9 protein-coding genes are annotated in these 13,249 nt (G+C 38.6%); 6 read left to right on the forward strand and 3 right to left on the reverse strand.

Translation table 11 applies throughout. The features are described 5' to 3' along the window. Window positions 1-4: 4 nt before the first annotated feature. Together R2Q84_RS20450 and R2Q84_RS20455 are read left to right on the forward strand one after the other, a co-directional pair. Entirely contained in the window at window positions 5-3,451 is a 3,447-nt protein-coding gene (locus R2Q84_RS20450; RefSeq protein ID WP_316818460.1) for a TonB-dependent receptor, read from the forward strand. A 10-nt stretch (window positions 3,452-3,461) separates the two neighbouring features. Then, entirely contained in the window at window positions 3,462-5,177 is a 1,716-nt protein-coding gene (locus R2Q84_RS20455) for a RagB/SusD family nutrient uptake outer membrane protein (RefSeq protein WP_316818461.1), read from the forward strand. Window positions 5,178-5,215: 38 nt separating this feature from the next. On the opposite strand, the gene R2Q84_RS20460 is transcribed toward R2Q84_RS20455, so the two are convergent. From R2Q84_RS20460 to R2Q84_RS20470, 3 genes are read right to left on the reverse strand one after another with little or no spacing between them, the layout of a single operon-like run. After that, a complete protein-coding gene (locus R2Q84_RS20460) occupies window positions 5,216-6,274 on the reverse strand; it encodes a sterol desaturase family protein (protein ID WP_316818462.1) in 1,059 nt (352 codons plus the stop codon). 39 nt (window positions 6,275-6,313) lie between these two features. Beyond that, window positions 6,314-7,240 carry a sugar phosphate isomerase/epimerase gene (locus R2Q84_RS20465; RefSeq protein ID WP_316818463.1) on the reverse strand — a complete coding sequence of 309 codons (927 nt, stop codon included), beginning with the start codon at window positions 7,238-7,240 and terminating at the stop codon, window positions 6,314-6,316. 51 nt (window positions 7,241-7,291) lie between these two features. Beyond that, window positions 7,292-7,666, reverse strand: a complete 375-nt coding sequence (locus R2Q84_RS20470) for a helix-turn-helix domain-containing protein (protein ID WP_316818464.1) — start codon at window positions 7,664-7,666, stop codon at window positions 7,292-7,294. 80 nt (window positions 7,667-7,746) lie between these two features. On the opposite strand from R2Q84_RS20470, the gene R2Q84_RS20475 reads away from it, so the two are divergent. From R2Q84_RS20475 to R2Q84_RS20490, 4 genes are all read left to right on the forward strand, one after another. Beyond that, window positions 7,747-8,625: an NAD(P)H-binding protein gene (locus R2Q84_RS20475; RefSeq protein ID WP_316818465.1), complete on the forward strand. Its 879-nt coding sequence runs from the start codon at window positions 7,747-7,749 to the stop codon at window positions 8,623-8,625. Window positions 8,626-8,773: 148 nt separating this feature from the next. After that, complete coding sequence (locus R2Q84_RS20480) at window positions 8,774-9,346, forward strand: RNA polymerase sigma-70 factor (protein WP_316818466.1); 573 nt, start codon at window positions 8,774-8,776, stop codon at window positions 9,344-9,346. A gap of 96 nt (window positions 9,347-9,442) precedes the next feature. Beyond that, entirely contained in the window at window positions 9,443-10,420 is a 978-nt protein-coding gene (locus R2Q84_RS20485; RefSeq protein WP_316818467.1) for a FecR family protein, read from the forward strand. Window positions 10,421-10,523: 103 nt separating this feature from the next. Continuing rightward, window positions 10,524-13,247 (forward strand): TonB-dependent siderophore receptor, encoded by a 2,724-nt coding sequence (locus R2Q84_RS20490; protein WP_316818468.1) that lies wholly within the window; start codon window positions 10,524-10,526, stop codon window positions 13,245-13,247. Window positions 13,248-13,249 lie beyond the last annotated feature (2 nt).

Genomic DNA, 13,249 nt, shown 5'->3' on the forward strand with positions numbered 1-13,249 from the left:
GACAATGAAGTTAACTATTATTCTTTTAATGGCTGGCATGCTGCTGAATCCTTTAAGGGATTTTGCGCAAAGGGTTACCTATGTAAAGAAAAATGTATCATTGTCGGAGCTTTTCGACGAGATTAACAAACAAACCGGATATGGTATTATCTGGTCCGTGAAAAAACTAAAAAACAGGACCAACTTTGACGCCGATTTTCAAGATGTTCCTCTGGAAATGGTGCTTAAAATTAGTTTGAAAAATCAACCATTGAGTTACACGATTGAGGATAAGACAATTGTTCTCCGGGAACGAGATCCTATATCCGTTGGTCGTATTTCTTCGGGTACAACAAAGGATGTTGGGGGACGTGTTTTAGATGAGAATGGAAAGCCCTTGATTGGAGCTACAATTAGGATAATGGGAAGCTCAAAGGAAGCCATTACTGATACAATTGGTGCCTTTTTTATTAGTGGTGTTGATGAGCATGCAGAACTTATCGTTTCTTTTCTGGGCTATAATACGGAACAGGTCAAGGTCATCTCTGAAAATATGGTCATTAATATGTCTGTTAAGTTAATTGATCTTGAAGATGTGATGATTTCCATTGGCTACGGAATCCTGAAAAAGACAAGTGTTACGGGGGCTGTGTCGACTGTTAATGGAAAAGAGATACAACTGACGCCAACTTCGAGTTTATCTAATTTGCTTGCAGGTCGTTTATCTGGGGCACAGGTTGTTAATAATTCCGGATTTGTTGGTGCGAACTCGAATATCCTGGTTCGTGGAGTTGGTTCAGGTACGGGGGGTACGTACCCTTTGGTGGTGATTGATAATGTCGTAGGTTCCAGAATAGATTTCGATTTGCTGGATCCAAATGAGGTCGAGTCGATCACTTTATTGAAAGATGCAGGGACCGCAGCCATTTACGGCTCAAGAGCTGCAAATGGTGTGTTGTTGGTGAAAACAAGGTCGGGTAAGAATAACCAAAAGGCTGAGTTTGCGCTTAAATCTTATGTTTCTACAGATCGTACAACAAGACCAATCCCATCATATAACGCAATAGACGAATTAATATTTAAGAATAATCAATATAAGCATCAGCAGGAAATAGCAGGCCAGGTAGTTGGTACTTTACCTTATGGACAGCCTGCTTTTGATTATTATAAAGATAAGTCGTATCAACTGATGGATTACATATGGCGAAATCCGAGCGCTCAACAATATGATCTGGAGGTCCTTGGTGGAGGTGAGGATGTTAAATATTTTATGTTGCTAGGCGTTAATGAAGCAAATAGCTCTTTTAAAAATACAGAATATGACAGATACAATTTTAGAAGTAAAGTAGAGGCAAGCATTTCTAAGAACTTAAAAATAGGCTTGAATTTGAGTGGTTACAGACGTAAGCTCAATCGGTTTTATTGGCCGTATGATCAAGAGGAAAGTCAAACAGTACAAGATTTTTATAGAACCACCTTCAATTGGTCCAGGCTTTTTCCATTTTATGCCAGGTTAGATGGTACCGCCACTGATAGATTAGATCCGGAGGGATTTCCTGCTATCGGAAGTGGCGGATGGAATCCTGTGGAAACGATCTACAATGCGGGGTACCGCAAGACAATTTATAACACCTTAAATGGTATTTTAAATATTGATTTAAAAATTTCGTTCGTTCCTGGTTTAAGTACCAGTGTTATGGGGAATTATAGTGTTGATACTAGAAACAATAAGTCTTTCGTCAAATTTAATACTTCTTATCCCATAAAGTTTATGAGCGATGGGGTAAGCACCAGGCACTATTTGCCGGTAGGTCTGGATCTTGAGAACCCTAATGTTCACAATTTGAGTAATGATTTAGAAAAAGTAATTGAAAACGTAAATTTTGCAGATTCATACCAGTTAAACTGGTTCTTGAATTACAGCCGAACTTTTGGTAAGCATGATATTTCGGGTAATTTAATATATGAACAAAGTGAAGGTAGTTCTAAAGTCTTATCGGGTTCAGCCGGCAGACTCATATCAAGCGATATTGATCAAATAATATCGGCTTCGCCAGATGCTTCTGACAGATACTTTATTGGCGTTGAAAATGCCAATGCAAGATTGGGACTGATTGGAAGAGTACATTATGAGTATGATTCTAAATATATTGCTGAGTTTTCCTTCAGAGAAGACGGATCTTATATATTTGAACCAGGTCATCGTTTCGGATTTTTTCCATCGGCATCGGCAGCCTGGCGTATATCAAAAGAGAAGTTCTTTGATGTCAATTTTATTAATGAACTAAAATTAAGGGGGTCTTACGGTACAACAGGAAACGATGGTACTGTTGATGGCAGTATTCCGGCTTATCAATGGCAAAATAGGTATTATTCGGCCTCCTCATATGTATTTGGAGACAACTACGAACTTGGAATAGCACCGGGAATATTTCCTAATCCAGACATCACCTGGGAAAAGACAAGTTCATATGATGTTGGGCTTGATTTTGGAATGTTTAAAGGTAAGTTAAATGGGGAGTTTGATTATTTTAAGCGTAGGATATCAGATATATTTCAAACAAGAGTACAAACGTTACCAGGTACTTTAGGCGCGGTTCTACCACAAGTAAATTATGCTAAAAAAGATGTAAGTGGTTTTGATTTTAGTTTGGAATATAATAATAAGATTGGAGCCATTTCTTATTCCATTGGTGCAAATATAGGCTATGCTAAAGATAAATGGGTAGTTTATGATGAACCTGAGGCGCTGCAGGGAACATGGCGCAGTCGAATTGGGCAACCAGCTAATAGATTGAAGGGGTATATTTCTGAAGGGATTATTAGGGATCAAAGTGTTGTTGATGAGCTTAAAATCAAAGGTTTTAAGCAGTTTGGCAGAGATCCTATGATTGGAGCGTTATTATTTAAGGATATTCGTGGAGCGAATTATGCTGAGGGGCCTGACGGGAAAATTGATGTAAATGACGAAACCTATCTTTCAACTAATCAGATTCCCCGTGTCAATTATGGTGCGTATTTATCCGCAGGGTGGAAAGCTATTAAAATTGAGATTCTGTTACAAGGTGTAAGTTCTTATGATAAAATAGTTTCTACCGCAAATACGGTTGAGGGTGGAGTGTTTCAGTTTGATAGACCCTATTTTGGCCTTTGGACAGATGCCTGGTCAGCTGAAAATCCAAATGGTAAATATCCTAAAATTATTGATTGGGGATATCAAGAGTTAGGTTTTGCGCCTTCATCTTTTTGGATTAGAAATGGTGCTTATCTAAGGTTGAAAAATGTTAACATTTCTTATAGTTTTCCTACGAAATGGATGAATAATATTGGAATCAAACAAGCTCAGGTATTTTTTACCGGAACGAACCTCCTTACATTAAGTGCCTTTGAAGAACATGACCCTGAGCAGTTGGCTTTGGATTCGTACCCGATTATGAAAACATTCACAGGAGGATTAAATATTATCTTTTAATACAAATAGTATGAAAAATATAAACTATATCGTGTGTCTTTTAGCTTTCCTCTTATCCATATTGGGGTGTAAGAGAATTCTTGATGTAGAAAATGTTTCAGCATTTGATCCAAATAAAGTTTGGAATGATCCACAATTGGCACAGGCTTATTTAAATAATATATATCACAATGTTTTTGGTGGTTGGCCAGTTGATAACGGCCGTAATGCTGATGAATTATTTGGTAATCTTGAGGTTGATGCGGTAAATACTAGTAGTGATGCATTTAAAAGATGGCCCTATGCAACAGTAAGGAATATAAATATTTTGCTTAGTGAAATAGATAAGGGTCGATTATCCGCGTCAATTAAAGACCCTATTAAAGGGCAGGCATATTTTATGAGTGCTTTTTTGTACTTTAATACAGTTATTTATCACGGTGGAGTGCCAATTATTGATAAACCACAAGGGATAAATGACGAGCTTAGGGTTAAAAGAAATTCAACTAAAGAGTGTTTTGATTTTATAGAATCGAATCTTCAAAAGGCTGCAACCTTGTTGCCGGATAAATATACCGGGGATAATAGAGGGAAAATAGATAAGGCCACAGTATTGGCTTTTTTAGGTAGGGTTTTACTATATAAAGCTAGTCCACAGTTTCATCCGACAAATCCATATGGTAATACAGACTGGGCAAAAGCTTATGAGGCAAATAAACAGGCAAAGGATCAGCTGGCAGTTCTGGGATATGACTTAAATCCTGATTATGCCGGTATTTGGTCAAAAAATAATAAAGGGAATAAAGAAACAATATTTAGCGTCATATTCAAAAAGACAAGTAAAGCTAACGGAAGACGAGAAGATAGTTGCAGACCATTAAGTGAATCAAAAAATTCGACTGGTGGAGATCAGCCTATATGGGAAATGATTGAGGCTTATCCAATGAAAGACGGTTTTCAGATCGGAACTTCGCCGACTTACACTTACAATCTGCAGACCTATTGGATGAATAGGGACCCGAGATTTTATGCGTCTATTGTATATAATGGAGCACTTTATGAACTAAGTGGTAAAACTGGTCGTAAACAATATACAGCCGCAGGGGTAGCTCATCAAGATGATATGTTTGGTCCCGGACAGAATTATCCCAGAACAGGATTTTATCCGCTAAAAGGTATGGACCCTACGTTGGAACAAACAAATGTAACTAATAATGAAACGGATTGGATAGAACTTCGTTATGCAGAAGTTTTATTAAATTTTGCGGAAGCGGCAAACGAAACTGGGAAATTTAATGAAGCATTAGATATATTGATGCGTATTCGTAAACGGGCAGGTATTGATCCGGGCGCAAACAATCTATATGGCTTTGGGGCTAACTTGGGTAAGGATGATATGAGAAAAGCAATACACAGAGAGCGTAGAATTGAATTTGTTTTTGAGGGGAAGCGTTTTGATGATTTACGAAGAACAAGGAGCTTAAATATAATAGATGGAATGAGGAAAAATGGTTTGCTGGCAACATTACGGGAAGGGAAAAAGCCTGCCGATGGCGGGGCTTATTTACTTAAGCCAGAGGATTTCATTTATAATGTGTTACCGCTTTTGGGAAATGGTACAAATGTGATGTCAACACCCAATACCTATTATTTTTTTCCAATTAATAAAGTTGAGATTGATAAGAATCCCAACCTGGTTCAGAATGTCGGTTGGGATGGTGGGACATTTAATCCCACCCTAGAATAATAGAATTTGAATAAAGGTTTTTGGGGTATAAGGTTTGTTTAAACGCGCTCCAGATTAGGTTCTAAAATATTCTCATTAACCTGATCTTTATTTATACTGACTACTTTATTTTCATTTTCTTCTGCTATAAACGAATTGCGCACTATTTTGGCTGTTTGATGGCTACCTGTATGGCTCCATCCCGGAGGCATAACAATGTACAATAATGCCGTTTTGAGATTAGGTGCAGCAATCATGTCTTTACCCAAACAAATAAATTCGCCAAAATAGACATCCCATAAACTATTTGGGTTCATTTTTCGAGTGATACCATATTCGATATGAATGTCTTTTCGTTCATCCTGATAAGTTTTGAAAACTTTATCCCATATGTTCAAAAGGTTGCAAAAATTAGTATCCATGTATAGCGGGTTTTTTGCATGATGGACCCGATGATGAGAGGGGGTAAGTAAAATCTTATTTAAAAATCCGAGTCTGCCATCTTTAATGATATTCTCCCCGACATGGATAAAGGATCCCCAGAAACCATCAACGAACATAATGAAAAATAGTAATGCCGGATTAACACCCAGTAATATACAGATTGACGTACGAACTATATCAGCATAAGGGGCTTCCAAAAAGAAATGAGCGAAATTGACTGTAAGGTTCATCTGTTGCGGTGCATGATGTGTGGAATGTAGGCACCATAAAATTCTAACTTTATGCCCGAAATAATGATAGATAAAGTGAGAAAATTCCCATACTATGTATCCGTAAATAAACCAGTACCAGGTAAACGTTGTGGTGAAAATGGCCCATTTTTGAAGTAGGCCGATGCAGAATGCGACAGCCGCAATTGATATGAACCTGGAAATAACACGATTTAACACAAATACGAGAAAAGGTATCTTGTAGTCGTCGATTTTAAAACGTTTATAAAAAACTGCCCTTATTATTTCTATAAGCAAGAGAAAAGGTATAATAGGCCAAATGACACTCTGTATGCCACTTAATGTTGATAGTGCTCCGTAGTCACCGGATTGTACCATTTTTATGATACCGCTAATACCAAAGAAACCAATTAATTCATCGTAAACTGTTTGTAAAATATCCATTGCCCTTTAAATAATGACTAAATTTAGTGAAAGTTTTCTTTACAAGTATCTTTTTTTCCAGATTTGCATCATAAAAGTGTTTATTGCCCACTGATCGGCAATGGGAACGTTGGTAAAAGGGACAGTTGGCATATAAGTAGGTGGGCCAAATTCAGTTAACATCGTCAATACTTTACCCTGTTGTTTTTTAATCGCCACTACTTTGTCCCACCACGCGAAATGAGCTGCAACCGTCGTCTGCCACTCCGGAGCCCTTGGGTCACTAATCTGGGGACCCTGCTCATGGCCAACCCTCGAGTGAATATGATCTGTGCGGGAAATGGCTAGTTCAACTGTTGCCGGTTGATCTTCAAGTAAACTTTCACTTACATTACACCAATGGGAAATGTCAAGTGTTATCCTCAAATCAGGGTTTTCTTCTAAATAGCGTAGAGAGGCGGGAGCCGAATAAAGCATACGTGATCTGTGGGTCTCATGATAAATGGGAACCCCTGTTTTTTTTGCGTATTGAACAGTAAAGTCAATAAACTTTTTGTTGTCTTCGTATTTAAAAAAGTCCTTTCCTGAATGCACATTTATGTACAGTGGTTTCTGGTATTTATGCTCAATAGCTTCTTTTAGTACCTTTTGAAACGTTGCGAAATGAGTTGCGGGAACGGGTTCATCGCCTCTGCAAAGAAAGCCAACTTCTAATTTATATTGTTTCAGTGCATTAAACAACTCATCAGCGATTTGGGCTGACCATAGGATCTCTATCCCATCATATCCATCTTGTTTCGCTTTTTTGCAAAAATCAGTTACAGAACCTTGAAATCCCCAGTAAGGAGCCATGATTTTTAAAGCAAAACCTTCAGCTGCTTTTTTTGAAATGATGTTTGGGAGAGCAAATGCGTTCATTGATGTCAAAAATGAGGCTGTTGTCGCGATCATGCCTGCTCCTATAAAATCTCTTCTATTGTATCCCATAAATATTTATAATTTGAAAATTCAAATTACTTATTTTTTAATTATAATATATTATTTCTTCGGACCATTAATTCTTTGTTCCATGTCCTCCAGACCCCAGATGGCCATTGCATTTAAAACCGGTTGTAGCTTTGTACCTGCGGAAGTCACCGAATAGGTGACAAAAGGAGGGACCACAGGTTCGGCAGTTCTAAGCACGAGGTCATCTTCCTGTAATTGTTTTAAATGCTGGATGAGCATTTTTTCAGTGATCTGAGGAATTGCCCGTTTCAATTCACTGTAGCGTTTTGGCCCGTTTGAGAGGTGATATAAAATAATTGGCTTCCAATGCCCTCCGATTTTGTTCATTACATAAGTAACGGGGCAGGATATAGCAGTTGTCTGCTTGTTGAAATTACGGGTTGAGCTTTCTTTAATGGCTGTCATGTTACATACTTTGGGGTAAGTACTTGTATAAAAGTAAGTGCAAATATACCTTTGTATTCAACATTTTAAAATATAAAGTTATGAATTTTACAATCACAGGATCACTAGGAAATATCAGTAAGCCATTGGCAGAAATTTTAATTGCAGCCGGGCATCAGGTTACTATCATCAGTAGCAGTGCAGATAAGATTAAAGCTATAGAAGAACTTGGCGCAACAGCAGCTATTGGCTCTGTAGAAGATGTAGCTTTTTTAACCGAAGCTTTTTCAGGAAAAGATGCCATCTATACCATGGTTCCACCCAATTTTGGGGCTTCAAATATCAGGGAATTTATTTCCGGTACAGGTAAAAAATATGCTGAGGCCATTAAAGCTTCTGGTGTTAAACAGGTCGTTAACCTCAGCAGCATAGGAGCACATTTAGATGGCGGTACAGGACCTATCTCGGGATTGCATGATGTAGAGCAAATTTATGCTGAACTGGATGGTGTAGCGATTAAACACTTGCGTCCTGCATTTTTCTACATCAATTTCTATGGAAATATCGATATGATTAAACATGCTGGTATTTTGGGCTCGAATTATAGTGCGGAAACACCACTCGTATTGGTACATCCCATTGACATAGCCGCCGTAGCAGCAGAAGAATTGCAACAGGTATTTACTGGCAAGAGTATAAGATATATCGCCAGTGATGAAAGTACTGCTGGAAACGTGGCAAGTGTATTGGGCAAAGCGATTGGTAAGCCAGAACTTCCATGGGTAGAGTTTAATGATGAAGATGCTTTACAAGGTATGTTACAGGCCGGACTTCCTGAGGTGATGGCTAAAAGCTATGTGGAAATGGGTGATGCGACCAGAAGTGGCAGATTATACGAGCACTATTTTAACAATAAACCTTCTTCGTTTGGAAAAATCAAGTTGGAAGATTTTGCTGCGGAATTTGCAAAGGCATTTTAAAACTTTTGTTAATTGTATATTTAGAAGTACGCATAACCACCTTTAATTAGTTTTAAGGGTGGTTTTTACTATTTAGGTTAAGAAAAATTAAAGAGCGACAATTAAAATTGTTGCTTTATTTAGATTGATTCCAGTTAATTGTTTAGCTTTGAACAAATTTAACGAAGTGCCAGGATCTCCTTCAAATCAAGACCCAAACGCTCCCCTTGCTGTTCAACTGATGAACGAGCAAGATTTCGCCCATATTTACAGAAATTGCTGGAAAAGTGTGTTTGGCATTATATTTCATTACACCCGTGATGAAGAAATTGCTGAAGAGATTTGCCAGGATTTGTTTGCCTCCCTCTGGGAACGTAGAGAGAAAATCACTATTAAAACTACTATTGAACAATATTTAAACCGGGCAGCTAAGCTGGAAGCCTTTGAATATCTGCGTACCAGCAATAGCCATAGGGAACACATCAAGTGCGCTTTACAAAATTTTTCTTGTTCAAGAAACTGTACAGAGGAACATGTCTTGTTTAGCGAATTAAATGGAAACCTGAGCTTGTTGGTAGAGGAACTACCTTGCCGATGTCGTGAAGTATATCGCTTAAGTCAGGAACAGGGGATGAACAATAAAGCGATTGGCGTCGCATTGGTTATTTCAGAAAAAACTGTGGAATACCACTTGTATAAAGCTATTAGTTTTTTGAGGAGTAATTTGCAGGAATTCAGGTAGTTGGAAAATAATTCATTTTTTTTGAATTCAGGCCTAGGGAAAAAACTGATTTATCCGGCTTAGTTTATATAGGCGTCATAGTGATGCCTTCAATATATGCAGATTACTAAAGAACTTATTGAGCGTTATCACCTCGGGCAGTGTAGCCCTGAAGAGCAGTATAATGTTGAACAATGGCTGGAATCGGATGAGGTGGAAATGAGCTTTCCCGAAAAAACAGATTTAGCCATTCTGCAGAATAAAGGCTGGAAGAGGTTGTCGAACCGTTACCAGATACTTATTGAGACCATGCCTGCCCGTATTGTTAAATTGCGGAATTACAGGATGATCTGGCAGCTTGCAGCATGCGCCGTGTTCTTGCTGGGACTTGCAACTTTCTATTACATTCATACAATTGGGAGGAATAATTTCCCAAAAAATAACACAATAGTTTATAAAGAAATAAAGACAGTTAAGGGACAGAAACTAAGTGTAACCTTGCCAGATGGGACGGTGGCATGGTTGAATTCAGAAAGTGTTTTACGATTTCCTGAAAGTTTTAGAGGGACGTTTAGAAAACTGGAATTTAGTGGGGAAGCTTATTTTAGTGTGGCAAAGGATCCGTCAAAGCCGTTTATCATCCATACCGCAAATACAAAAATTCAGGTACTGGGTACTAAATTCAACTTAAGGGCATTAACTGCCGAAAAAACTACTTCGGTAGTTGTAGTGGAAGGTAAGGTCCAATTTTCAGAGAATTCCGATAAACAAGGATTGATTTTGACGGCTAATAAACGCGGTGTTTTTGAAAATGTATCATCAGAGGCAATTATGAAAGCTGAAGATGTATACACAAGTAAATATATAGCCTGGAAAAACAATGAGTTGCTGCTGGATAATGTAACCCTGGAAGAGGCTGTCAGAATTCTTGAAAGCTGGTACAATGTGAATATTACGATCAGCCGTCCTGCATTACTTAGAGAACGTTACACAGGTAATTTTAGTAATCCAACTTTGAAACAGGTGTTGGAAAGTATAGGCTTCGCGGTAAAGTTCAGTTACAGGCAGGAGAGAAATAATTATATACTCTATTGATCATCTCAAACCAATTATAAAAATAAACCCGGTTTCAGTCGGCAAACTTCACACCGGGTTATTGAAAAATCAATTCATCATTAATTTAACAACAAACAAAAGTATGTACAAAGGATGTACCCAAAAGAAACAATTCGTAAAATTTCTGCTTTTAATCTGTTTTGTGCTGTATCTGCCGCTTAGCAGCTATGCGCAGCAAAACCCAATACTGGAAAAACCGGTAACGCTTCAGTTGAGCAATGTTAGTGTTGCTGATGTACTCAAAGCTGTGGGCGATGCTGCAGGAGTGCGTTTTTCGTATAGCAGTACTCAACTGAATGTACAAAAGCGAGTGAATGTGAATTTCAAAGATAAATCTTTGAAAGATGCCTTAGCGGAATTGCTTGGTACCCAGCTTAAGGGATTGAGTGTAAACGGTACACAGATAACTATACAAACCTCCGGTATTAAAGGTAGCATCAAAGGTAAAGTGAGAACGAATGATGGAAAACCCGCTGAGTTTGTTACGGTAGGCATTAAAGGTGTAAAGAGTGCACAGGTAGATGCCAGGGGAAATTATTTACTGAAAGATCTGGAAGCCGGAGCGTATAAGCTTGTGGCCAGTTTTGTAGGACTTGGTGTTCAGCAAAAGGAAGTAACTGTACTTGCGGGTGAAACAGTTTCTGTTGATTTTGTACTGGTAGAAAGCAATGATCAACTGGAAGAGGTAGTGGTAAATGGTGGCTGTACTAATAAATTTGCGGTAAAGAAAACAACTACCGCGGCTAAAATGCCTTTAGGTAATCTGGAGAATCCGCAGATTTATACAACGATACCAAAGGCTTTACTTACTGAACAAATGGTAACTGAGTTTAGCATGTCGTTAAAAAACAGTCCCGGAATATATAAAATACAAGGTACCAGAGGAATCAATGCAGATGGTGCTTCTTCTTACAGTATGCGCGGTTTTCGCACTGAAGCCTCGCTGGTTGACGGTGTACCTTCACAGACTAATGGAGAGATTGACCCCGTGAATATCGAACGTGTGGAACTGGTGAAAGGACCTTCGGGAACTTTATACGGAGGTGCTGTTGTGGCATTTGGCGGTTTAATCAATATTGCTACTAAAAGGCCTGTGGACACATTGGGTGGAGAACTCAATTACACTACTGGAAGCTATGGTTTGAACAGACTTTCTGCTGATGTGTATGGCCCGGTTAATAAGGACAAAAAACTTTTGTTTAGAATGAATGCTGCTTATCAAAACCAGAATAGCTTTCAGGATGCAGGGTTCAAAAAGTCAATTTTTGCGGCCCCGGCATTTGAATATAGAGCAAATGAAAGGTTAACGCTGAGTTTGAATGCCAGTTTCTACGAAATGGAAGGAACAAGTTCTCCTTCGGTTTTTTTAAATCGTTCGCGTAATTTTTTTGCGACAACACCTAAGGAGTTAAATTATGACTGGAAACGTTCATTTACTAGTAATGATATTACCATGAGAAATCCAACGGTAAATGTAAGAGCACAGGCTACTTATAAGATGTCGGCACAATGGACTTCACAAACCATTTATTCAAGTAATACACGCAAATCTGACGGGTTTTATCAATACCAGTTTGTCCGCTTGTCTTACACTGACGATATGCTGGAACGCAACATCTCCCTGCAAAATTCTGTAAATACAGCCACTGATATTCAGCAGAATTTTATCGGTGATTTTAAAATCGCAGGCCTGCGTAACAGACTGGTGGTGGGGGTGGATTATCTGAACCAGACAATTAATAACAACAATTCACCTTATCTGGCATTTGATACCACAAGTGCTGTAAAACCTGATGCCTATTATGTAAGGTTATCACGTTCACTGGTAGAGTTGAGATTGGCACAACTTGATGCGATTAATAAAAAAGATCCAACAAAATTTCAACCTACAAAGAACAATACCAAAAGTAATATTTACAGCGCTTATGCCTCTAACGTATTGAACCTGACTGACAGATTGCTGGCCATGCTGAGTTTACGTATAGACCGTTTTCATAACAAAGGTACATGGAATCAGATTGATAATAAGTTGGCTGCGAACAGTTCATACCTGCAAACTGCCGTCTCGCCCAAGCTGGGAGTAGTATACCAGGTATTAAAAGACAAGGTTTCTCTGTTTGGTAATTACATGAATGGCTTTAGTTATGTGCCACCTGTTACACAGCCAAAGGGATCAGAGGTTTCAGGTACATTCAAACCTCAACATGCCAATCAGTTTGAAGCAGGGGTTAAGATGGAATTGTTTGAAGGTAGACTCAGCTTTACCGCTAGTGCTTATGATATTGAGGTGGAGAACATGACACGTACTGAAGCGATAAATGTAAACGGGGCAAATTACAATATTACCGTGCAAGATGGTACGCAGAAAAGTAAAGGCATAGAACTGGAGCTGATCAGTAATCCGTTTGAAGGACTGAATATTATTGCCGGATATAGCTATAACGATAGCAAGCTGATAAAAGGTCTTCCTGCTTTGCAGGGTCGTAGGCCGGCATCAGCGGGACCTGCAACATTGGTAAATTCCTGGATTAGTTACGCAATTCCCCGTGGTGAGTTGAAAGGTTTGGGGCTGGGTGCCGGTATCAATTATATTGGTGAGCATAAAACGGCGAACCATGCAACTACAGGTGTATTCACCTTACCATCATATATAATGGCAACGGCAACCATATTTTATGATAAACCTCAGTACAGACTGGGTATTAAAGTTGATAACTTAGCTGACGAATTTTATTTCGCAGGACAAGGTGTATTGACTCCACAAATGCCAAGAACCATTGCGGCAAGCTTAACGTTTAAATTTTAACA

The organism is Pedobacter nyackensis (assembly GCF_032678475.1).
Taxonomy (GTDB): domain Bacteria; phylum Bacteroidota; class Bacteroidia; order Sphingobacteriales; family Sphingobacteriaceae; genus Pedobacter; species Pedobacter nyackensis_A.